The organism is Bacteroides cellulosilyticus DSM 14838 (genome assembly GCF_000158035.1).
In the GTDB taxonomy this organism is placed as follows: domain Bacteria; phylum Bacteroidota; class Bacteroidia; order Bacteroidales; family Bacteroidaceae; genus Bacteroides; species Bacteroides cellulosilyticus.
The window spans coordinates 84,752-108,969 of sequence record NZ_EQ973489.1 but is presented as its reverse complement, the minus strand read 5'-3'; the positions used below and the strand labels follow the sequence as shown (position 1 = coordinate 108,969).

General features: G+C 42.6%; 20 protein-coding genes. 5 read left to right on the top strand and 15 right to left on the bottom strand.

What is annotated here, in order from left to right:
* From BACCELL_RS27090 to BACCELL_RS03300, 8 genes are all read right to left on the bottom strand, one after another.
* On the bottom strand, positions 1 to 211 hold a 211-nt coding region (locus tag BACCELL_RS27090), incomplete at its 3' end, for a hypothetical protein (protein ID WP_211211305.1).
* An 11-nt stretch (positions 212 to 222) separates the two neighbouring features.
* The gene (gene rpe, locus BACCELL_RS03330) at positions 223 to 873 is read right to left on the bottom strand and encodes a ribulose-phosphate 3-epimerase (protein WP_007210126.1); all 651 of its coding nucleotides are present in this window, start codon (positions 871 to 873) and stop codon (positions 223 to 225) included.
* Between the two features lie 63 nt (positions 874 to 936).
* On the bottom strand, positions 937 to 1,122 hold the full coding sequence (locus BACCELL_RS03325) for a hypothetical protein (protein ID WP_007210125.1): 186 nt from the start codon (positions 1,120 to 1,122) through the stop codon (positions 937 to 939).
* Between the two features lie 207 nt (positions 1,123 to 1,329).
* Complete coding sequence (locus BACCELL_RS03320) at positions 1,330 to 1,956, bottom strand: DUF4840 domain-containing protein (RefSeq protein ID WP_007210124.1); 627 nt, start codon at positions 1,954 to 1,956, stop codon at positions 1,330 to 1,332.
* Positions 1,957 to 2,095: 139 nt separating this feature from the next.
* A complete protein-coding gene (locus BACCELL_RS03315) occupies positions 2,096 to 2,689 on the bottom strand; it encodes an RNA polymerase sigma factor (RefSeq protein ID WP_007210123.1) in 594 nt (197 codons plus the stop codon).
* Between the two features lie 181 nt (positions 2,690 to 2,870).
* Complete coding sequence (gene fmt, locus BACCELL_RS03310) at positions 2,871 to 3,842, bottom strand: methionyl-tRNA formyltransferase (RefSeq protein ID WP_007210122.1); 972 nt, start codon at positions 3,840 to 3,842, stop codon at positions 2,871 to 2,873.
* 12 nt (positions 3,843 to 3,854) lie between these two features.
* Entirely contained in the window at positions 3,855 to 5,645 is a 1,791-nt protein-coding gene (locus BACCELL_RS03305) for a chloride channel protein (protein ID WP_007210121.1), read from the bottom strand.
* Positions 5,646 to 5,787: 142 nt separating this feature from the next.
* Positions 5,788 to 6,351 (bottom strand): L-threonylcarbamoyladenylate synthase, encoded by a 564-nt coding sequence (locus BACCELL_RS03300; RefSeq protein WP_007210120.1) that lies wholly within the window; start codon positions 6,349 to 6,351, stop codon positions 5,788 to 5,790.
* A gap of 80 nt (positions 6,352 to 6,431) precedes the next feature.
* Here BACCELL_RS03300 and BACCELL_RS03295 point away from each other — a divergent pair, with 80 nt between their 5' ends.
* Complete coding sequence (locus BACCELL_RS03295) at positions 6,432 to 6,866, top strand: acyl-CoA thioesterase (protein ID WP_007210119.1); 435 nt, start codon at positions 6,432 to 6,434, stop codon at positions 6,864 to 6,866.
* Between the two features lie 11 nt (positions 6,867 to 6,877).
* Here the strand turns inward: BACCELL_RS03295 and BACCELL_RS03290 are convergent, their stop codons facing one another.
* The 6 genes from BACCELL_RS03290 to BACCELL_RS03265 all read right to left on the bottom strand — a co-directional run bounded on the left by BACCELL_RS03290 (position 6,878) and on the right by BACCELL_RS03265 (position 17,316).
* Positions 6,878 to 8,038: an AraC family transcriptional regulator gene (locus BACCELL_RS03290; protein ID WP_007210118.1), complete on the bottom strand. Its 1,161-nt coding sequence runs from the start codon at positions 8,036 to 8,038 to the stop codon at positions 6,878 to 6,880.
* A gap of 20 nt (positions 8,039 to 8,058) precedes the next feature.
* Positions 8,059 to 10,692, bottom strand: coding sequence for a glycoside hydrolase family 2 protein (locus BACCELL_RS03285; protein ID WP_007210117.1), 2,634 nt, complete (start codon positions 10,690 to 10,692; stop codon positions 8,059 to 8,061).
* A gap of 22 nt (positions 10,693 to 10,714) precedes the next feature.
* Positions 10,715 to 11,548, bottom strand: a complete 834-nt coding sequence (locus tag BACCELL_RS03280) for an ROK family protein (RefSeq protein ID WP_007210116.1) — start codon at positions 11,546 to 11,548, stop codon at positions 10,715 to 10,717.
* Between the two features lie 90 nt (positions 11,549 to 11,638).
* Positions 11,639 to 12,454 carry a hypothetical protein gene (locus BACCELL_RS03275; RefSeq protein WP_007218827.1) on the bottom strand — a complete coding sequence of 272 codons (816 nt, stop codon included), beginning with the start codon at positions 12,452 to 12,454 and terminating at the stop codon, positions 11,639 to 11,641.
* 20 nt (positions 12,455 to 12,474) lie between these two features.
* Complete coding sequence (locus BACCELL_RS03270; RefSeq protein WP_007210114.1) at positions 12,475 to 14,151, bottom strand: RagB/SusD family nutrient uptake outer membrane protein; 1,677 nt, start codon at positions 14,149 to 14,151, stop codon at positions 12,475 to 12,477.
* Between the two features lie 12 nt (positions 14,152 to 14,163).
* Positions 14,164 to 17,316 (bottom strand): SusC/RagA family TonB-linked outer membrane protein, encoded by a 3,153-nt coding sequence (locus tag BACCELL_RS03265; protein WP_007210113.1) that lies wholly within the window; start codon positions 17,314 to 17,316, stop codon positions 14,164 to 14,166.
* A gap of 962 nt (positions 17,317 to 18,278) precedes the next feature.
* Here BACCELL_RS03265 and BACCELL_RS03260 point away from each other — a divergent pair.
* From BACCELL_RS03260 to aat, 3 genes are read left to right on the top strand one after another with little or no spacing between them, the layout of a single operon-like run.
* On the top strand, positions 18,279 to 18,587 hold the full coding sequence (locus BACCELL_RS03260; protein WP_007210112.1) for an ATP-dependent Clp protease adaptor ClpS: 309 nt from the start codon (positions 18,279 to 18,281) through the stop codon (positions 18,585 to 18,587).
* A gap of 16 nt (positions 18,588 to 18,603) precedes the next feature.
* Complete coding sequence (locus tag BACCELL_RS03255; RefSeq protein ID WP_007210111.1) at positions 18,604 to 20,832, top strand: AAA family ATPase; 2,229 nt, start codon at positions 18,604 to 18,606, stop codon at positions 20,830 to 20,832.
* A gap of 4 nt (positions 20,833 to 20,836) precedes the next feature.
* Positions 20,837 to 21,475 carry a leucyl/phenylalanyl-tRNA--protein transferase gene (gene aat, locus BACCELL_RS03250; protein WP_007210110.1) on the top strand — a complete coding sequence of 213 codons (639 nt, stop codon included), beginning with the start codon at positions 20,837 to 20,839 and terminating at the stop codon, positions 21,473 to 21,475.
* A gap of 13 nt (positions 21,476 to 21,488) precedes the next feature.
* On the opposite strand, the gene yaaA is transcribed toward aat, so the two are convergent.
* Positions 21,489 to 22,253, bottom strand: coding sequence for a peroxide stress protein YaaA (gene yaaA / locus BACCELL_RS03245; protein WP_022394203.1), 765 nt, complete (start codon positions 22,251 to 22,253; stop codon positions 21,489 to 21,491).
* Positions 22,254 to 22,476: 223 nt separating this feature from the next.
* Here yaaA and recJ point away from each other — a divergent pair, with 223 nt between their 5' ends.
* Positions 22,477 to 24,192 carry a single-stranded-DNA-specific exonuclease RecJ gene (recJ, locus tag BACCELL_RS03240; protein WP_007210108.1) on the top strand — a complete coding sequence of 572 codons (1,716 nt, stop codon included), beginning with the start codon at positions 22,477 to 22,479 and terminating at the stop codon, positions 24,190 to 24,192.
* Positions 24,193 to 24,218: the final 26 nt, after the last annotated feature.

Here is a 24,218-nt window from a genome sequence, read left to right as displayed (position 1 = left end):
AAAGGAAATAAGTCAGAAACAGTAACATGAAACCTGCCAGACAAATCCAAACAGGAAAAAGATTGGAAACCGGACAGGATGCCTCTGCCGGAATATTTAAGGAAAGTTCCGCCCACTGCCGGAAGAAATGCGCATCTCCACATACAATACCGCCTGCAAACGGCATCAGAAGTCGTAGAAACGGATGTCGTTGCAGGCTGTTAATTATCAATGGAGGAAGAATTAGAGATCCTTCAGCGAATGTATCATACCTTCAGGATCAGGAGCTGCAAACACGGCACTACCTGCAACCAATGCATCTGCACCGGCAGCTATCAGGCGGGCACCTGTCTCCAAATTCACACCACCATCCACTTCTATCAATGCTTTCGAACCGGTACTGTCTATCAAAGCACGCAATTCCCGTACTTTTTCAACTGTATGTTCGATAAATTTCTGTCCGCCAAAACCAGGATTCACACTCATCAGCAACACCATATATACATCCTGAATAATATCTTTCAACATTGCCACAGGGGTAGCCGGATTCAGTGTAACGGCGGGCTGCATACCCGCTTCACGTATTTGTTGAACCACCCGATGCAAATGCGGGCAAGCTTCGAAATGCACATTCATGGTGTGCGCACCCAATGCTTTCACCTCATTAATGAATTTCTCGGGTTGCACAATCATCAGATGTACATCCAAAGGCTTCTTTGACAGTTTTGCCACATACTTCAATACCGGGAAACCGAAAGATATATTAGGAACGAACACACCGTCCATAACGTCAATGTGGACCCAGTCGGCTTCACTGCGGTTCACCATTTCCAAGTCCTTTGCCAGATAAGCAAAATCTGCGGACAGGATAGAGGGAGCTATGATTGGTTTCATAATACACTACATTTTACAGGTTATATACAGATATAACGTACAAATGTAGACAAAAGATTTCATTCATCCTAATATTATACCCTGCAAGCCTTGCGGAAGCTGAGGCACTGTACGATAATTACGGGCAAGGTTACGAAGAAAATCCAAAGTTTTCCCGGAAGGCTGCGGATGTCCATCCGGCAATGCATTATCAGCACTTCTCGGTTTCACGGATGAAGAAGAAAAAGAAGGAGTAGTTTTTTTATCCATAGGCTTATTGAACTGAGAATTAATAATTAATTAGTTAAAGCTACGGGCTGCAAAAAAGAAGCAGGAGGTACTTTATATACTAAGAACGGAAGAAGAAGAGATATAGTATACAAGAAGTTATAAAAAACATGAGAGATGTAAATAAATCAGCCCAGGTTAGTGCCAACACACCATACCTGGGCCAACATCTGGTTGAGATGAAAATATTTATTTCGCTTTGGCTAAGTCAAATGAGAAAGTAGTCACGGGAAGTTCGAAAGGTTCATTATTCACTTTCACACCAGTTACCTGAAGCTTGAAAGCTAATTTATCACCAACATAGGCAAAACTACCTGCTTCAGGTGCTGCAATTGTCACCTCCACTTTCAAGTCCGGGGTTTCACCTTCTCCTTCACCTTCAGTAGGTTCTGTCGGGAAATTGATTTCAAGAATTAGTGGTTCAGGAGTGAACGCCATGCTAATAACTGTCTTATCGTCATTGAAAGTAGGTGTATACTTCACTTTATAACTTACATCACCTACGGCTTCAATAATTCCGGGAGCTGCCTCCCCCATAATGGCTGTAATCAAATCCGCTACCGGGAACTTTTCAAAAGACACATTTTCATTGGTTACTTCTGCGCTCACATCCGTACCTTGAGGTTCTTCACCCTCTTCTGCAAGAGGAGACACAGATGTAGTTTGCATTTTTCCAGCATAATTACCTACCACGTCAGTCAATGCGGGAACATTAGGTTTAGGTTCATCGTCATCATCACAAGATGTGAAAGTAGTTACCAGGCCCAAGGCCATTACAAGAAACACGAAACGCTTTAAACAATGTACTTTTTCCATTACTTTAATAAGTTTAGTCTAGTAAATAATAAAATTAATAAAATCACATAATTAAGGTTGTACGTACATTAGGTTAAATGGCCTTATTTGTGAAATACTGCATTTGGAAAAAGAAAAATTTTATTAAAGGATGTATCATTTAGTCCATCGTCAGCACGATTCCATGCTTCTCCGCCATCCGGCGCAGGTTCAAAATAGCATAACGCATCCGTCCTAAAGAGGTATTGATGCTGACTCCTGTCATTTCTGCTATCTCCTTGAAACTGAGGTCTTGATAAAAGCGCATATGTACTACTTCCCGTTGTTCGTCCGGCAGATGTTTCATCAGGCGACGTACATCCGAAAGAATCTGGTGGTTCACTATTTCAGCTTCAACCGTTCCTTCAGACAGACGGATATTATTCAGTAAATTCCGTTCTTCTTCATCACAAGACACCAGGTTTTCCTGCTTTTCCTGACGGAAACAGTCGATTATAAGATTATGTGCGATACGAGTCAACCAAGCCGGGAACTTACCGTTTTCATTGTAGCGTCCCTGCTGAATGGTGACAATGGCTTTTGTGAAAGTCTCCTGAAAGATGTCTTCCGCCAGTTCTTCATTACGCACCGTATAATAGATGTACGCATAAAGACGATCTTTATAACGGTTCAACAGAATATCGAATGCCTCGTTATTGCCTTGTGCATAAAGGGCCACCAACGTTTCGTCAGCAGCATTTGTTTGTACTTTCATTACGTGTGTTTTTAGATTTCAGCGTAATGTATTCCGATAGGCATTCTATATTTGGTAGTTAATAATATGCAAAGAAAAGAAATTTTCAGGAAAGAAACAATATTAGAAGCAATTATTAAGTTACAAGCTACAAGTTGCTACGCTATCACTCTGCATAGTACTTGTAGCTTGTAGCTCGTAACTATTTCACTCTGAATTCTTCCGTCAACCGGAATCCACGCAAAAGTTCATCTGTCTTCAAGCGTTTCTTACCGGGAAGTTGCAAAGCACGTATACCGATAATTCCATCAGCAGCGGCTACATGGATATAAGTCTTACCATCCGTCAGCAAAGTTCCGGGGGTCAACTGGTGAGATTGGATTATTTTTTCTGTCTCAAATATTTTCATAACTACCGTCTCTCCATCAGGTTGAACTAATTCCGACCAGGCAGCAGGATAAGGAGACAGACCGCGAATAAAATCATAAATACGTTTCACTGGCTGATTCCAATCGATACGACAGGTATCTTTAAAAATCTTCGGTGCAGGGCGCAATTCGCCTACAACTGCCATTTCTTCCTGTGGAATAGGTTTCACTGCATCATTCAGGATCGCATCTACCGTTTCAGTCACCAGTTTTCCACCAAGCATCATCAGCTTATCATGCACAATACCCACATCATCCGTATCTGCGATAGGAATACGAACTTGCTGAATCACTTCCCCCGTATCGATTTCATGACGCAGGAAGAAAGTTGTGATACCTGTTTCCGTATCACCATTAATTACTGCCCAGTTAATAGGAGCGGCTCCCCGGTATTGAGGCAAAAGAGAAGCATGAAGATTGAAGGTTCCCAAACGTGGCATATTCCATACCACTTCGGGCAGCATACGAAAAGCAACTACTATCTGCAAATCGGCCTTCCACTCACGCAGAGCCTCAACAAAAGCCTCATCTTTCAACTTTTCCGGTTGCAACAAAGGAAGACTATGTTCCAGCGCATACTGTTTCACTGGAGAAAACTGAAGTTTATGTCCCCGCCCTGCCGGTTTATCAGGCATGGTGATAACACCTACTACATTATATCCACCTTCTACTAAACACCGCAAAGACTCCACAGCAAAATCCGGAGTCCCCATATAAACTATTCGCAAATCTTCTTTCTTCATCATATAACAACTTTATTAATCTTCAGAGAAATGCACCAGTACCTGACGGTATGAATTGAATATCTTCGACTTGGAAACAAATCCCAGATAGTGCCCTTCTTCATCTACCACAGGAAGGTTCCATGCTTTCGTATCATCAAACGTGCGCATCACCTGTTCCATACTATCCGTGTCATAGAGGCGTGCCGGAATAGCCGTCATCAGCTTGCCTACCGTAAAACGATGATACAACTCCTGCCGGAACATGATATTCCGGATATCGTCTAAGGTAACAATACCAATCAGTATTCCGCTCTTATCTGTCACCGGGAATATATTACGCCGTGAGGCTGAAATCGCTTTCACCAATTCACCCAAGTCCATCTCCGGATGAACCACTACAAAATCTTTCTCCACCACATTTTCCACCTTCATCAGAGTAAGTACTGCTTTATCTTTATGGTGAGTCAGCAATTCTCCCTTTTTAGCCAAACGCATAGAGTAAATACTATGAGGTTCGAAAACAATAATTGTCAGATAAGAGCTGGCTGCTACAATCATCAGCGGGAGGAAAAGATCATATCCACCCGTCAGTTCGGCTATCAGAAAGACTCCGGTCAACGGGGCATGCATGACACCACTCATCACACCCGCCATCCCCATCAGGGCAAAATTCTTTTCGGGTAGGTAATAAGAGAAATCAAACTTATTACTAAAAAAAGCGAAGACAAAACCGGCTATACATCCCAAATACAAAGAAGGCGCAAAGATACCACCACAACCGCCACCACCATTTGTCGCACTAGATGCGAATACCTTGAACAAGATAATGAGCATCAAATAGAGTAATAGCAAATTCCCATGTCCGTAGAAAAAAGAGTTGTTCATCACTGTATCCCAATCGGCATTGGAAGTACCGTTCAGCAACAGTTCAATAGTATCGTAGCCTTCACCGTAAAGCGGTGGAAAAAGAAATATCAAGATACTCAACATGACACCACCCAAAGCCAACTTCTGGTAAGGGCCTTTCAACTTGCCAAACAAACCTTCCACAGAGTTCATTGCACGGGTAAAATAAAGCGAAACCAGTCCGCAAAAAATACCCAGCATGATAACGTAAGGAATACGTTCCATCTCAAATGCCTGATCAAGGTGGAATTTAAACATTGCTTCTGTTCCGGTAGTAATATAGGACACTGTAGCAGCCGTCACTGCAGAAATCAACAACGGAAGCAGAGAAGTCATAGTCAGGTCTATCATCAGTACTTCCAGTGTGAACACCAGTCCTGCAATAGGCGCCTTGAAGATACCAGCAATAGCACCGGCAGCACCACAGCCTACTAAAAGCATCAGTGTGCGATGCTCCATCTTAAAAACACTTCCCAGATTGGAACCAATAGCGGAACCTGTCAATACGATAGGCGCCTCTGCTCCTACCGAGCCACCGAAACCAATGGTTATGGAACTGGCAATCACAGACGACCATGTATTGTGCCGCTTAATCCGTCCTTGTCGGCGGGAAATCGCATAGAGAATTTTAGTAACCCCATGACTGATATCATCCTTCACCACATAGCGTACAAACAATCCAGCCAGAAAAATACCCACTACCGGATAAACCAGATAAAGGTAGTTGGCTTCCGTTGTATTGAAATTATTCGTCAGGAAATTCTGTATCCAGTGTATCAGCATCTTCAGTATCAAAGCCGTAATAGCCGTAAAGATACCTACCAGAAAACTGAGTATCAAGATAAACTGTTTTTCCTTAATATTCTTTTCACGCCATAAAAGGAAACGCTGAAACAAACTTCTCTTCTCTTTTTCCATATACCTATATTTACCAATCTAAACGAAATAAAGAATTTACTCTCGTATCCATATAAATAAGAGAGAAAATCCTTCGACAAACTCAGGGCATACCCGAGCTTACAGAAATTAAAAATAACGATACCTTTTTTAGTCCGTTATTTTATTCCCGGATAATTTTTATAACACCACCCTTATCCAGTTTTATGATGCTGGATGGTTTCGGATGTCCCATTTCTTCCCGTCGATAACCCACTACGTAATCGACCATGGACTTAAGTTCTTCTGTGATCTCACTGTAATTTGCCGGCGAAGGTTGCCCGCTGATATTGGCCGACGTAGAAACAATCGCCTTACGAAACTGTTGACAAAGCCGTTTTGAGAACCCTTCATTCGTTACCCGGATGCCCACGCTACCATCTTCGGCAATCAGGTTAGGTGCCAGGTTTCGCGCACCGGAGTAGATGATTGTCAATGGTTTATCTGCCACTTCAATCAAATCCCATGCCACTTCAGGCACATCCTGCACATAGAAGTCCACCTTTACAGGAGAATCTACCAACACAAGCATCGCCTTACTGTCCGAGCGCTGCTTAATCTCATACACACGCCGCACAGCTTCTTCGTTGGTGGCGTCACAACCTATTCCCCAAATGGTGTCGGTGGGGTACAGAATGACTCCGCCTTCGTTCATCACTTGACAGGCTTTTTTAATATCTTCTATCATTTCTTGGTGTATAAATACAGTGATTAACACGCAAAAGTACTATTTTTGCACGGATTAATAGAAAAGTTTAAGAGAAAACAATGGAAGAAATTCAATTTAACCACACCCTGCCCATACAACTACGATTTAATGATGTCGATAAGTTCGGCCACGTAAACAATACGGTTTATTTCTCTTTCTATGATTTGGGAAAAACCGAGTATTTTGCCTCCGTATGCCCGGACGTCGATTGGGAGAAAGACGGTATTGTCGTCGTACACATAGAAGCGAACTTCCTTGCACAGATTTATGGCTCGGATCATATCGCTGTACAAACCGCCGTTACTGAAATCGGCACCAAAAGTTTTCACCTCGCACAGCGGGTGATTGATACGGAAACACAGGAGATCAAGTGCATATGTACCTCTGTGATGGTAACTTTTGATTTAGAAAAACATGAATCTAAACCTCTGGAAGAAGAATGGATTCAGGCAATCTGTAAATACGAAGGAAGGGATTTGAGAAAGAAGAAATAAATCTTTCCCTTCTATTTCACCCGGTGAATCTTTCGATATTCAGCGGGTGTATATTTTTTCCATAACTTAAACTGACGAGCTAAATTTTTATAATCGGACAACCCCACCGACATAGCTATATCTGCAATAGGCTCGCTACTTTCCAATAGCAACTGTGAAAAGCGTTCCATGCGTAGATTAAAGATATACTGATAAATGGAACTTCCTGTAACCTGTTTAAAATGGATTTCTAATAACCTTCTGGATAAAGGAACCTGCCGGACAACATCTTCCACCGTTATTTTAGTTGCCAGATTCTGATGAATATACTTCAGTGCAACCAAAATATAAGGATCACCTGTAGAATAAATATCTGTTGAAAGCCGGTTTGTGATAGTCGTGGGATGTATGACAACATCCTCACAAGAGGCTTCTTTATCCCGCATTAACCTTTCTATTAATTGGGCTGCTTCATATCCTCCCTTCACAATATTCAGATTTACGCTGGATAAAGGCGGATCAGACAAGCTGCAAATAATTTCATCATTATCTACTCCAAGAACGGCAATTTCTTCAGGAATCTTGATCCCCAATACCCGGCAAACCTCCATTATTTTATTCCCTTGTGTATCATCGCAAGCCATTAATGCCAACGGGTGCGGCAATGACTTTATCCAACTGGCTAACGGTTCTGATTCATAATACCACAAATTCTCCAAAGGCTGTTTCTGGTATTCAAAGAAATTGTCCCCAAAGCCTTTCTCAATTATTCTATCCCGGAAGCCCATGCAGCGCTCCTCCGACCAAACAACATTCTCATAACCATAAAATGCAAAGTTTCGGAATCCTTTTTGCAAAAAGAAATCAGCTGCCATTTGTCCAGTCAACTTATATTCACTCGTAATGTTAGGGATAACCGAAAAACGCGATTTAAAGTCCTGAGCCAATGCTATTATTCCATTTTCCCGGAACAATTCGACTTCATCATCATCATCAAACTGAGCGATAATAGCATCTGCCTGCCACTTTTTAGCCCACTTCAGTACTCCAGGTATACCATGAGATTGTTTATAAGAAGGGGGCATCCGGCATACCACCCAAGGTTCCCGTTCCTTGGAATATTCCAAAATCCCCCTCAACAAATTGTGAGCAAAAGCTTCGGTAAAATCTGTTAAAAGAATTAGCCTTATCATAATAGCCGCAAGTTACTCACTTATTTCATGCCATCCAAAAAGAGCTTTATTTTTTTCTCAGGCACATTCCATCCAGAAACTGTCAAAGTCACAGATTCTACTTCAGCAACCTGTTGCGGTACAACGCATTTCAAAGTCCGTTTTTCTCCGGGTATCAAAGATAAATAATTATCTTCCCAAAATACCGGATAAAGTAATTCGTCTTTTTCATCTTTCAAAGACAAACGAATAAAAAAAGCTAATGCATTCGGATCATTCTCAAGTGCAACCTCTACTATTACATCATTTTCTTCTTGTTCAACTGTGGCACTCACCTCACAATTTACCTGAAATAAATTTGCTAAACCGGTAAAATCAGCCGACTTCTTAATCGGAGTGCGTACCCAATCAGTATTTGCCCAATCGTTTACATCAGGAGCAACAGCGAGCCAATAGAAATTATCGACAACATATGCTCCTTTTTCATCATTCAATTTCAAATATAAAAAGGTATTCTCTTTTACTGCCGGAACATCAAAGGCCTTTACCACTGTATAAGGAGCTATTTCCAATGTTGTGGTTTGTTGAGTCACAACTCTACTATTACAATCATACAAAGACATAACCCCTTGCATCTGAACCGTTCCTGCGCTCTCATTCACCGCATAAACTGCATTTTTACCGTAATGGTATATCAATTGTTGCGGCATATTAGATTTCTTCACAGAATAGTATGCAGCTGTCGGAATCAGATAATAGTCATACAACTGCCAATACAATGAAGGCCAGGCAGAATTAAGCATCCACTGTACAATACCTGTAGTACGAGGAATATTCACACGGAATGCCTCAAACATAGTACGTGTACCTTCATAATTCAACCAATCTGCTTTCCGTAGAAAATCATCCAAATCCTTAGCCTCGCCATAACGAGTTGCCATATTTTCTTTCAGAACTTCCAAAGAATTCATTGCCGCATCTGAAACAGTGCAATGATAATCCCATTCTTTACCCACCGGCCAAAGTTTATCAGTCGGAATCATTCTTCGTATGGACTCAATTACAGGTAATTGTGCACCAATTCCCGTCTCTGTATTAAATCCAAATGCTCCGCCCGGTGCTTTTTCCGAATACCAATAATTAGGAGCAACATAATCATACGGTCCTTCCATTTTCATACCCGTAGGTCCGGTTACTGTACTGGTGAGTTCTTTAGCAGCACCTATATAAGGGCGATCATCTATCTGAGAAAGACAAGCTTTATACCGTTTCTCCAGTTCAGGGCGGGGAATCATATCACTTCCTACAAACCATGCAATAATGGCCGGATGATTGCGCAACCAAAGTACCTGGTCGTTTAACGAACGAGCTATCAGATTCATATCTTTTTCAGACTTAATGCCTCCAAACTCATCACATGAAGAACCGAGATAATTATCCCACTCCCAATGACAGCTCCATCCCACTAATACCAATAACCCGTAGCGATCACACAAATCATACACATTCTGCGAAGTTCCCCAAATATTTTCAAATCGAATAGAGTTCAGATTCATATCACGCACATACTGTACCTGTATTTCATTTGAAGCAGGAGTATCCCGCAAGAAAATATCATCTGTCCAACCGGCACTTCTTACCAATACTTTCTTACCATTCAATAGGAAACCTCGATACCCCTCTTCCGTGAAATAATCCCTAACCTCACGTACACCGAAGTTTATAGTTTCTTTATCCGATACCTTACCATCAATCTCGAAAGCCAAGTCCATACCGTACATTTCCGGTTTACCCATATTATGGCACCACCAAAGACGGGGATTCTTCAAATGCAATACATCAGCTTCCTTTGAAGTCACCCTTACTATTTTTGATTCTCCGACAGCGAGTGATACCGGAATACTAAACGTCTTACCTTCCAGTGTCCCAATCAGCTGACCTTTCACCGCTTGTTCGGATTCATTTGTCAGTTGAGTTTCCACTGTCAGCCAAGCCTCATCCAAGGTCTCCGTATTTACTTTAGAATGAACAGCGGAATTTTCCATACTCACCTCATCATTCATCACCACATGTACTTCACGAAAGATCCCCATACTCTCATCAGCCGGGCGTGGATTCCAATCTACAAAACCAATATTCGGTTCACCGGGTTGAGCCCGAAAAACTTCAACAGCCAGTATGTTTTTTTCCCGGACGATCTTCGTTATATCCAATTTATGTCGACGAAAGGTACCATATACAGAATCACGAGTAGCTACCTTTTTTCCATTTAGCCAAATATTAGCAGCATAACTAATGCCGTCAAAAATTAAGGCAACATGCTGCCCTTTTGTCAAAGACGGCAATTCAAATTCCTTTCGATACCACCATGTAGTGTCGAAAAGTGATTTATCAATGTTCTCATAATTTGTTCCTTCCAATACATCCGTATATATTCCATTCCGGATTAATGTCCCCATCACAGTAGAAGGCACTACTGCATCATACCACTCTTTTTCTTTTATTTGAGAGTTCGAAACTTCTTCACCCGGTAAAAATATCTTAGCCGAAGATTGTACTTTCCAACCATCCGAAAGTAGTAAACCACCTGCAGATAATTCTTTTCTTTCACACGAAACTATTGTCATTGCAAGACAGCCGGACAATATTAACGATTTAATTAAATTATTTTTCATAAGCTCTTGCTCTAAATTATTTTCAATGTTTTCCCACCAAAGCAGATGCTCCCAACAATGCTACATCTTCTATTTCTGTAACAAAAATTTTCACCCGCTTCACTGTTTCCGTATAAGGAAAAGCCTGCATAGCTTGATACATGGAATGCTTATAATAAGTAAATGCGGATGAGATTCCTCCACCTATCACAATCACCTCAGGATCATACGTAAACAACACAGCCTTCATCAATTCACCTATGTGAGACCCAAACACACTCCAGATTTCCATAGTCTTCGCATCTCCCGTCGCAGCTTTTTCTGCCGCTTCCTTCCCTGTCAGATTATAATATCTGACAAAAAATCCACTACTACAATAATGTTCAAAATCATGGGAAAGGTAAGGCAATGATCCTATTTCGCCTGCACCAGTATTCTGCCCACTGTAAAGTTCACCATTTATAATAATCCCCGTCCCAACACCTGTACCGATAGTCATACCCACCAAATTCCGGTATTTTCGTCCTTCACCAAAAAGTTTTACTCCCAATGCAAAGCAATTAGAGTCATTATTGATATAAACCGGCACTGAGAAACGTTCCTGCAATAATCTCTTTAACGGAACTTCCGTCCAAGAAGGAATATTCGCTACATTATATACGATACCTTCTTCCGAATCTACCACCGAAGGAACACCCACGCCTATGCCTGCTACTTCCGGACACATCACCCTATCTATCAAGCCCTCTAACCGACCTAATACTTCTTCATACGTTGCTTTAGAGGGACAAGTAACAACTTCTTTCCTAACTAAAGAACCATTTTCCACTAAACCAACACGTATATTGGTTCCACCTAAATCTATACCTATTTTCATTTCCGATAATTTATACTCAAGAAAGGCAGGCAGAGAACATCAAAGGGGGGAGTTCCCTGCCTTTCACCTGTCTTACTGTGCGTGTTAAAGTTATTTTTTTCTAAGGCACCAGAAGGTGGCATCAGTCCATGCTTCAGCATCAGAAGGATTCCAACACAGTACCATTGTATCATCCGTCAATTCCAGAATCTCAAATGTAGTAATTATATTGGAATCATCATAAAAGGCATGTCCACTTAACACTGATACACCTGTCAACTTTAGCTGACCGATAGACCATTGTTCACCATTATCCGGATTATTCTTAACAGCCGACATATCAAAGGCAAACCGCCCTTTTTCCAGGATATTCCCATCTGCATCTATCTTAGTCAGATTCGGACCACCATTCAGATCGAAAATCAATTCACAGTCCAAATCCTCCAACTCCTCAACAGGTGTTACGTCCCAACTCGGTTCAAGTTCTGTCAACCAACCACCTGTACCATATACTGCATCGTAGTCTTCCAAATTCCAGACCCACGCTTTACCATTAGTTCCGGAACCGGCCAAAAGTCCCCATTCTTCAGCTACAGGATGGTCGATTTGTTTAATAGTCACTGTCCGGGTAGCAATCACTTGCCCTCCATCACAAAAGCCAATGAACTTAATAGTTTGTTCGCCCAGAAAGGGTAATGCCGCCGTAGCGGTCTGCTGAGTAGATATACCTGTAATATGATCCCAATAGCTACCTACACCAGGTGTATTATTGGTCATGATGATCTCATTTCCACCATCTGTAGTAGCATGCACATCCAGTTTCAATTCACTTTCACTAACAATACCTCCCATTTCCTTATTATCAACCACCGGATCGCATGCTGCCAGCAGCCATATCGATAAAATTCCTATCGCTATATTCTTCATATCCGAAAATTTTAAAATCATTAATTCATATTACTCTCATTTCCCCAGCCCGGATTTTGTTCCAATATACCGGCAGACAAGTCAATCTGTGTCTTAGGCAATGGCATCAATCCCTTGGTAGCTTGAAGTCTTTGTGCTATATCTCCCATATCCATACGGGTCTCGACCATATTATCCAGTACTTTCACTCCATTTTGCTGACTTAAAACTTCTGCCGCAATACCCCAACGAAGCAAATCATAATACCGTAAACCCTCAAAAGCAAGTTCCCAATGCCGTTCATCACGTAATGCTTCATCCGAATAGGTAACAGGATCTAATCCTACTCTCGCACGCACACGATTCATCGGAGCTGCATCCCGTTTCAGTTCGGCAGCCATCAACAATACATCAGCAAAACGGATAATTACCAAATCCTGCGTATTATTCAACTGATAATCCGAATCAATTTCCGGATAGAGAATACGGCTATAGTTTACACTCTCTCCATCTTCATTATAAGCATTGACAGCCATATACTTTTTCTGCCAATAACCGGTTTCATTCATCTGCTTATCACATCCCCAGCCATAGTCGGGCATTTCCTTTTCCACACTCAAAATAGATGCCTCACGACGAATATCCTTCGAAGGCCATGATTCCCATAATCTTGAGTTCACCGTTCCTATTCCCCAACCAATTCCAAAGGGAAAAATATCATCCAAATTTGCCGGCTCTCGGGGAGATGAATAAAGACAAACCTCATTGTTATACCAAGGGTTATCCCAAGTGGCCTTTGCTGAATAGCGGATAGCAAAAACAGTCTCCACATTGGCCCCATCTTCCCCTATCCAGTGCAAATCATTATCTTGTGCATATTTATAATCTTTCTTGGTATAAACATTGCTATAAGGCCACAAATTTCTGAAATCACCTATCAAGTCATGTCCACTGTTGTTAATGCAATCATCCAAATACGTGATGACATCGGTTCTGGATAAAGTACTGTTATCCGGCAATGGCATACTTTCCTGCTGATAATAACCGGTATAGAACAAATAAGCACGCGCCAGTAATGCTTCAGCCGCCCATTTGGTAGCCCGTCCCAACTCAGAATTATTGGCAGCACTATATTTAACAGAAGGTAATTTTTCTATAGCTGTTTTCAAATCAAATGCAATCTGTGCATACAACTCTTCCGCAGTAGCGCGAGGCACATTCTCAGGTTCAGAAGTTGTAAGTAAAGGAACAGTACCAAACAGCCGACATAAATCGAAGTAAAAATAAGCACGCAAAAAATGTGCTTGCCCCTCAATCTTATTACGGGTTTCCTGGCTCTCCCAACTAATACCATCCAATGAGTTCAATAACATATTACTACGATAAATAGCCCGATAATCTTGTTTCCAAACATCAGAAAACATGTTTTCATCAACTTTCTTCAACCGATCCACAGCATGCATGCGTCTGTCATCCGGACCACCACCACCGAAGCGATCGTCAGAAAGTAATTCAGCTGTCAGAAAGAAACCTTGTCCATCCTCACCCGGAGTCATTTCACGAAGTAATGCATATATACCTGTCAATGCAGTTTCTGCATCTCCCGAAGTTTTAGGAAAATTGGAGTTGTCCTTTTTGGTCAGATTCTCAGTATCAAGAAAACCCTCACAGCCCATAAAGAAAAGGGCTACTATCGAAAATATCCATATTTTTTTCATACTACTTCTCTTTTAAAATTTAATATTTGCCCCTACCATATAGGTTCGCGGACTGGGATAAAAGCCTAAGTCAATCCCAGACACCCAATTTTGATAACCACCATAACCCACTTCAGGATCCATACCCGAGTAACCGGTTATAGTAAACAAGTTCTGTGCTGCCACATACAAACGAAGTTGTTTCAACGGCAGATTTTTAAATAATTTCTTGAAGTCATAACCTATTGTCAGATTCTGCATCCGGAAATAATCTCCATCTTCCATATAGAGATCCGAAACATACTGCCAGTTAGAATGAGTACCCGACGTCAGACGAGGTAATCTATTGGATGTACCTTCACCATGCCAACGGCCAAATATATCAGATGTATAGTTCTGGCGTGTGTAATCTACATAAGAACGATAAGATTTCATTATTTGATTTCCAAATACACCATTCATGGTCATACTTATATCAAAACCTTTATAGGATGCGGTCAAGCTCAATCCCAGATTATAATCAGGATTGGGATCGCCTATCATACCCTGATCCCCATCATCAATCACACCATTATGATCGCGGTCTACCCAGATTACATCCCCCGGTTTTGTCCCATCCAATTTAGCACCTTTATAGTTAGCAATCTGTTTTTCCGATTGGAACACTCCATCTGTAGAATAGCCATAGAAATATCCAATGGGATAGCCTACTTGCGCACGATACATTTCTGTAGTTTGGTTACTCAATACATCCGGGTCCCCATGAATAATACCTTCCGCATTGGCAATGCGCGTTACCTCATTTTTATTGTGTGCTAAATTAAGAGTAGCACTATATTCAAAGCCCGAAATATGATCATTCCAATTCAGTGATATTTCGTACCCCTGGTTGCGCACATCACCACCATTCACAAACGGGGCTCCTGTACCAAAAGAATCCAGCATCGGTGCAACAAGTAGCCAGTCTTTCGTATCTTTAATATAATAATCAAAATTCAGTCCCAGACGATTATTCAGAAAACGCGCATCCAGCCCAAAGTCCAACTGCTCGGAAGTCTCCCAGGTAACATCCGGATTAGCCAAAATATCAGGATAGCCTCCGGGTGTCAGAATCGACTTATCCGGTCCGAAAGTATAATCCGCGCCCCCAAACGCAATCGTTGAAAGATATTGAAAGCCGTCAATCTCCTGATTACCATTCTGTCCCCAACTGGCACGTATTTTCAGAAAATCCATCCAAGACTTGGCAGACTCCATGAACGCCTCTTCCGAAATGGCCCAACCAGCAGATACAGACGGGAAATATCCCCACCGGTGTCCACGGGCAAACTTAGAAGATCCATCAATACGTAACACCGCAGTCGCCATATACTTGTTAGCATAATCATAATTCACTCTACCAAAAAAAGAAGCCAGCGCTTCCTTGCCCCATGGATATCCATAAAGGCTGGTACGATTAGTGATAGTGGGCGTATTACTCAGGTAGGCATGCTTGAAGTCGTCAAAGATAGAGTTGATGTTACTTCCACCCAACGTATCACCCAAGCCATGCTTTTCTATAGATTGACCTATCAATACACCGAAACTGTGATTATCCAACTTGAAATCATACGTTACCGTATTTTCCCACATAAGGTTGCCACCCATAGTCATCTCTTGGCTTACACTATTATTATCATTGAAAGTATTGCTTGCCAGCTTATAGACAGGGGTAAAATTACGACTGTTATCCGCATAAAACGTATAGCCAAAATTTGATTTAAGTTTTAATCCGGTTATCGGTTGAATAGTCAGAAAAATATTCCCTTGTAATGCGTGAGATTTGCTTATATTCTGCCCATTTGCATAATACATCTGTCCAATGGGATTAGCTTCACGTATTTCCCATGGAATGGCATAATGATAATTACCATTTTCATCCTTGTTCGGTAAAAAAGGATTAGCATGCAACATATTACGAATGTCATTACTCCAAGTATCATCAATGGCAATACCGTTTCTTTCAGAATACGAGTAGGTCAGATTTTCACCTACCTTAATGATATCCAGTTTTCCTTTACGATACAAGGTATGTTCGGAATTGATACGTGCTGTATATCGGGTATATTCAGGTTGTGACGGTGCTCCAAGAATACCTTCCTGATTAGTATATGCCAATCCGATAGAATAAACAGACTGTTCCGTACCTCCGGTAATATTCAGGGCATGATTCTGTATCGGTGCATTCTCATTCCGTGATTCATCCAACCAATTGGTCCCTTTCCAAGTTCCATTCTTTATAGCTTCCCAATCAGGAACCAGCGACGCATAATCATAATCAGGTAAGCCATCCATCATACGTGCCTCACTCATAATCATTGCAAATTCCTGTGCATTCAATACATCAGGCATACGATAGACATTCTGCACACCATAATATCCATCATAAGATATTTCCGCTTTACCGGTATGTCCTTGTTTCGTAGTCACCAGAATCACGCCATTGGCAGCACGTGAACCATAAATGGCAGCCGAAGCAGCATCTTTCAGCACATCAATAGATTCTATATCGGTAGGGTTCAGGTTATTAATATCTCCTCCCGGCATACCATCTATAATATAAAGAGGTGAAGCTGAACCTGTTGTTCCCAAACCACGGATAGTTACTTTAAAACCTTCACCGGGCATCCCCGAACTCTGCGTTATATTCACACCTGGAGTTTGGCTTTGAAGAGCCCCCAAAGCATTCACTGTGTTCAGTTTGGCTATATTATCACCTTTTACCTGAACAGTAGCTCCTGTCACTAATTTCTTTTTCTGTACTCCATAACCAACCACTACCACTTCATCCAGCATTTCACTGTCCTCCTCTAATGCAATTTTCAAAGGAGTCGTGGCAGAACTTACTTTAACAGATTGTCCCAAATATCCCACATAAGTGATAGAGAGTTCACACGGCAAAGGAACAGATAAAATAAAATTTCCATCTATATCCGTAACTGTCCCGTTAGTCGTCCCCTTTTGAAGAACATTTACGCCGATCAGCGGCTCACTGTCTTTAGCAGCAACCACCGTACCTGAGATTTTGTAATTTGTTTGTGCCGTAACGCCCATACAAACCAAGAGCAACAAAAAACATACAGATAAAAAAGGTACCCGAACAGATACATTTTCCTGCAAATCAGATTGGTTCTTTTTCCATTGCATAAGATACAAATTTAGTGATTCATAATATTATTCCGGTTGGTTAGCCCGGAGACTTATATAAGTCTGATGTCTTTCACATTGACAAATGTAGGCAAGTACACACGATTTCTGTACTCCTTTTACGTAGGAAAGTCTTCATTTTGCGCAAACCTGTTTTTATAAGTTAAAAGTTCCTATACTCCAGACAGACAACTTTACCTAAATATGATAGAAGCTGAAAGATAATCGAGCAACTACGTCTCAGATACAATCCAGGTAAGAAGCGAACACATTCCAAATTATTTTATCAAACTGATACCTTATATTATATTTTGCAAGATAAAAAATCCATTTTCCTCATTATCGCTAACAGACACTTCAATCAAAGCTACGCTTCCAGAATATTACAACCACTGTTTTGAAGATTTACATCATCTATCCAGAGCAAACAGATGGTTCATTTATCCTAAACCGACCATCTATTCAGACCAATCGCACGGTCTTTCTTCCCTAAAAAAGTAAGTCTCATTTGCCAAGGCTACACCCTTTGCTCCAAAAGGTGACACCATAATAACTAAAGGGTGACGCCATCACTCACAAAGGGCGTCACCCTTCTAAAAAACACATGATATTTATTCTATTTCGAAGAGAAACGACCACTAAGAAAAAGTAACATTTATAAAGAATATCCGGAAAACAGATTCCAAAACATCTTCCATTTAAGGATTCTATAATCTTAAAATCTCATTTCCTCATCAATTACTACCATTTAGTATCACTCCATCAAACATTCTCTGCATCTTTTCGTCCACCATAGTAATTGGTACGAAAAGGAAAGATTCTAAGGCGTTAGAATTTACATTTTGTCATTTTGCAAATCATTCCCAATATAGTGTATTCTCTTAACCTGATCAAATCCGGTATGTTTTTACTGACTCCATAACAGACAAATCTGCCTCTTTTTTTATAAATTTGCCCCCATTATGGAACAGCAACAATCATCTTTCAAAGAAAAGGAACGTACAGATCTACGCGAACCGCAGCACTTCAAGGTGATCATCTATAACGATGACTTCACCACGATGGAGTTTGTCGTCAAGATACTTACTACCATATTCTTTAAATCGGCAGCAGAAGCAGAAACGCTGATGCTACAGGTACACAAGAGTCAATCAGCAGTGGTAGGCATCTATACATACGACATTGCACAATCGAAAGTACAGAAAGCCACCCGTATGGCACGCGAAGAGAATTTTCCACTCCGGCTCACCATTGCGCCGGAAGAAGAATAAGAATTAGGAGAAGATTATGGATATACAAAATACAGTGCATGTGAACAGCGCATTCACCTATGCACAAAAAAAGGCGATATCTTATCGCCATGAATTTATCACACCTGAGCATTTGCTGAGTGCATTTCTGGAACAGAGTCCTTTTGCCAGTGCCTTAAATATGTGTTTCTGCGATACCCAGGAACTTGCTTTCTCTTTAGAGAATTATTTCACGGAAGAACTGGAAAGCGTTCCCGCAGACATGGATTATGAACTGGAAGTTTCAACCCAGCTCAACGAACTGATACAACATGCCTATCTGATGATAGACTATTCAAGTGCTGAAGCATTGAACGTCCCTCATCTAGTGCAAAGCATGCTCCAGCTCAAGGACTCCTGGGCATGCCATATCCTGAAAGAAGCTCTTGAAGAAGATCTACCCGAATTTATCAGCCAACTCATCTCCCGATATGAAGAAGTGGAGGAAGAAGACGATCTGCAAACCTCTCCACAGGAAAAAAGCGAACCCTGGCGAAACTTTGTAACTTGTCTGAATGACTGTCTGCAAGACCACAATCCACTCATCGGACGGGAAGCTGAACTGGAACGAACCATTCAGGTGCTCTGTCGCAAAGAGAAAAACAATCCGTTGCATGTAGGCGAACCGGGCGTTGGCAAAACCTCCCTCGCTTACGGACTCGCTGCCCGCATCGAAGCACGTGAGGTCCCCGAACGACTCCTCGACTGCCGTATCTACGAACTGGATTTAGGTACTCTACTGGCAGGTACGCAATACCGGGGTGACTTTGAAAAACGCCTGAAAACCATTATGGAAGGTGTTCGTAATGAAGGACGTGCCATCATCTATATCGACGAGATACACAATCTGATAGGTGCCGGACGTACAGGAGACGGTTCCATGGATGCATCCAACATGCTGAAACCCTATCTGGAAAGCGGAGACATCCGTTTCATCGGCTCTACTACTTACGAGGAATACAACCGTTACTTTGCCCGCAGCAAGGGATTGGTGCGTCGCTTCCAACAAATAGATATACTTGAACCAAGCATTGAGGAAACCATCCATATTGTAGAAGGACTGAAAGAAAAATATGAAGAATTTCATGGAGTAACCTATCATCCTGATGTAATCCCTTACGCCGTCAAAGCGAGTGTCCGCTACATCAGCGACCGCTTTCTGCCCGACAAGGCTATCGACCTGGTGGATGAAGCAGGAGCTTACCGCGAAATTCACCCTATACCTTCCGGAGAGCAAATTGTAGACAAGACATTGATAACCGATGTACTCGCCCGTATCTGCAAAGTAGATGCACTCGCCATGAAAGAAGAAGATACCACCTCACTGGAAACTTTGCATGCACGTATCAGTGCCAAAATTTACGGCCAGGAAGAGGCAGTGCGCCAAGTGGTGGAAGCCGTACAAATGTCCAAAGCCGGACTGCTGGATGAAAACAAACCGCTGGCAAGCCTGCTCTTCGTCGGTCCTACCGGAGTAGGTAAAACCGAAGTAGCCAAAGTGCTGGCCTCCGAACTGGGTATTTCCCTGCAACGTTTCGATATGAGCGAATATACCGAAAAGCATACCGTAGCCAAATTAATCGGTTCACCCGCCGGATATGTAGGCTATGAAGACGGTGGTTTATTAACCGATGCCATTCGCAAAACTCCCAACTGCGTACTGCTGCTTGATGAAATTGAGAAAGCCCATCCCGATGTGTTCAATATTCTGCTACAAGTAATGGACTATGCTGTTCTCACGGATAATAAAGGACGAAAAGCCGACTGCCGCCACGTTGTACTTATCATGACTTCAAATGCCGGTGCACAATTTGCCCGTCAGGCATCTATCGGATTCAGCAGTCAGATTACAGCCGGGGAAGCCATGTTGAAACAGGTCAAGAAGACCTTCAAACCGGAGTTTATCAACCGTCTGTCCGCTACTGTCGTTTTCCACGATATGAGTCAGGAAATGGCCTCACTGATCCTCGACAAGAAACTTGGGGAACTGAGCAGCAAGCTTGCCGCACGCCAGATAGAGATGGAACTGAGCCCGGAAGCCCGCAACTGGTTATTGCAACGTGGATTCCTGCCCGAATATGGCGCCCGCGAAATGGACCGTGTGATAGCTTCGCATCTGAAACCACTCCTGATGCGCGAAATCTTATTCGGTTCCTTAAAATCCGGTGGTAAAACTTGCATACAGGTAGACAAAGATCAATTAGTCTTACAACTTTCAACAAAGTGATACTATGGTCTTTGCACTAACTGACGAAATTACATTTCCCGATCCGCACTACGGCGATCCGGACGGATTGCTGGCAGTAGGCGGTGACCTGTCGACCGACCGCCTCATCCTGGCTTACTCCAACGGGATATTCCCCTGGTACACTTTTCAGGAGGGAATGATACAATGGTGGTGCCCGCTGGAACGCTTCGTCATTTTCCCCGACGAAATCCATATCTCCCACTCCATGCGAACGCTCATAAACAAAGGGAAGTACGATGTCACTATCAATCAGGCTTTCGATGAAGTCATCCGTAAGTGCGGAGAACTGAGGATGGACATGGAAGGCGCCTGGCTCGGTCCGGAGATGATAGAGGCTTACACACTTCTGCATGAACAGGGCTTTGCCGCCAGCGTGGAAATATGGGAAGGGGAACAATTAGTAGGCGGACTCTATGGAGTCACCTTGGGGCGCTGCTTTTTCGGTGAAAGTATGTTTTCACTGGTTCCCAGTGCATCCAAGTTAGCCCTCATCCACTTGGCACAATTCTTCGGAGAGCATGGCGGAGTACTGATAGACTGCCAGTTCGAAACTCCCCATCTGAAATCGATGGGAGGAAGATATATCAGCTACGAAGAATACATGGAGTTTCTGCAATCATAACTACCTTCGCTGGTCACACCAGCGTAAATTGCAAATGTTCATCCGTACTGCGTCCTTCATCGTATGCGAAGCCCTCCCACGTAAACGCTTTCAAGTCTTCGGGATTTTCAATGCGATTTTTAATAATATAGCGTAGCATTTCTCCGCGGCACATCTTGGCATATATCACAATTGTCTTTAGCTGCCCGCCTTTCCATACCTGGAATTCGGGAGTAATGACACGGACTTCTTCTTCTACTCGCTTCCAGTCGAACAGATCTCTCATCTCACCACTGGCAAGATTAACGAGTATGCCACCCTGACGTTTGATATCCGCTATAAAATAATCCGTCAGCAAAGGTTTCCAGTAATCAAACATAGTCATCCCTCCCCTTTCAGGCAGGCGTATATCTCCTTCCATACGATAAGGCTTTATCCCGTCCAACGGACGAAGCAGTCCGTACAGAAAGGAAGTGATGCGCATGTGTTCTTGAGCGTAACGAAAATCATCTTCGGAAAAATCTTTCGGTACTATACGTTTGAACACCGCACCGGTATAGGCACAGATAGCGGGCATTGCAGAATTTGCCTCCGAAAAGAAATCCTGATAGCGCAGATAATTCTCAGCGGCAATCTTGGAATTTATACGTAACAGACGTTCCAGGTCAGCAGCTGAAAATTGCCCCATATCCAAGGCATTCTGTACTGCTTCCGCCTGAAAGTACGGAACAGTTATTTCAGGGACTCCTACAGATGTGCGTGCCGTCATCGTTTTGGCACAAGAGATGAATGTCAACATATCACGTTCAAAGTTTTTTTGGGAAACAAAGATAATACAAATCGAATGTAGAACTTTCATGCTCGCATGAAAAAGTTTTGCGCAAAGTTTTTCCGCATAACCTTCCTCTGTTTCCATACTTTTTCGTACTTTTACGCCTTGTTGGAAAAATACAGGCTTTTCCCGAGAGAAACGAAACCTCTTCCAACCACGAGACTGAAAAAAGGAAAAAACAATATATAAAATGACTCACAAATGGAATTATCAACCCATTACACCCGAACAGGCAGAGACAAGCCAAAAGTTGGCCCAAGAATTAGGGATTAGCCCGATTCTTGGCGGATTATTGGTGCAGCGGGGAATAACGAAGGCACAGGATGCCAAGAAGTTTTTCCGCCCGCAGTTGCCCGACTTGCACGACCCATTCCTGATGAAAGACATGGATGTGGCCGTGGAGCGCCTTAATAAGGCAATGGGAAAGAAAGAGCGTATTCTGATTTATGGTGATTATGATGTAGACGGCACTACCGCAGTGGCACTGGTCTACAAGTTTATTCAACAGTTCTATTCGAACATTGACTATTACATCCCCGACCGCTACAACGAAGGTTACGGGGTATCTACCAAAGGGGTAGACTATGCCGCAGAAACCGGTGTAGGATTGATTATCGTACTGGATTGCGGCATCAAAGCTGTAGAGGAGATAACCTATGCCAAAGAAAAAGGCATTGACTTTATCATCTGCGACCACCATGTGCCCGACGATGTACTTCCACCTGCCGCCGCTATCCTGAACGCCAAGCGTTTAGATAATACGTATCCTTACGAGCACCTTTCCGGTTGCGGCGTAGGCTTCAAATTCATGCAGGCATTTGCCATCAGTAATGGCATCGAGTTCCATCACCTCATTCCACTGCTCGACCTGGTTGCCGTAAGTATCGCTTCGGACATTGTTCCCATCATGGGAGAAAACCGGATACTTGCTTTCCACGGATTGAAACAGTTGAACAGTAATCCCAGCGTAGGTTTAAAAGCGATTATCGACGTATGCGGATTGACTGAAAAGGATATTACCGTCAGCGACATCGTGTTCAAGATAGGCCCGCGCATCAATGCCTCCGGACGTATTCAGAACGGAAAAGAAGCCGTCGACCTGCTGACTGAGAAGGATTTCTCCATGGCTTTGGAAAAAGCCAATCAAATCAATCAATACAACGAAACCCGGAAAGATCTCGATAAGACCATGACCGAGGAAGCCAACCAGATTGTAGCTGATCTGGAAGGACTCGCCGAACGCCGTTCTATCGTGTTGTACAACGAAGATTGGCACAAAGGTGTTATCGGTATCGTTGCCTCCCGCCTGACGGAAATTTATTATCGCCCCGCAGTAGTGCTGACCCGTACGGACGATATGGCAACAGGTTCCGCCCGTTCCGTATCCGGCTTTGACGTGTATAAGGCGATTGAATATTGCCGTGATCTGCTGGAAAATTTCGGTGGTCATACCTATGCAGCCGGTCTTTCGATGAAAGTGGAGAATGTTCCCGCCTTTACCAAACGCTTCGAGGAATTCGTTTCACAGAACATCCTACCGGAACAGACAAGTGCGGTCATAAATATCGATGCAGAGATAGATTTCAGGGATATTTCTCCGAAATTCTTTAATGACCTGAAGAAATTCAATCCTTATGGTCCGGATAATCCGAAACCGATATTCTGTACGCATAATGTCTATGATTACGGTACCAGTAAAGTAGTGGGGCGTGATCAGGAGCATATCAAGCTGGAACTGGTAGACAACAAATCGAATAATGTAATGAACGGCATCGCCTTCGGACAAAGTTCGCATGTACGTTTCATCAAAACCAAGCGTTCGTTTGATATCTGCTACACCATTGAAGAGAATACCCATAAACGGGGCGAGGTACAGTTGCAGATAGAGGATATTCAACCTAATTAGTTGGAGAAGTTGAGAGTTGAGTTATG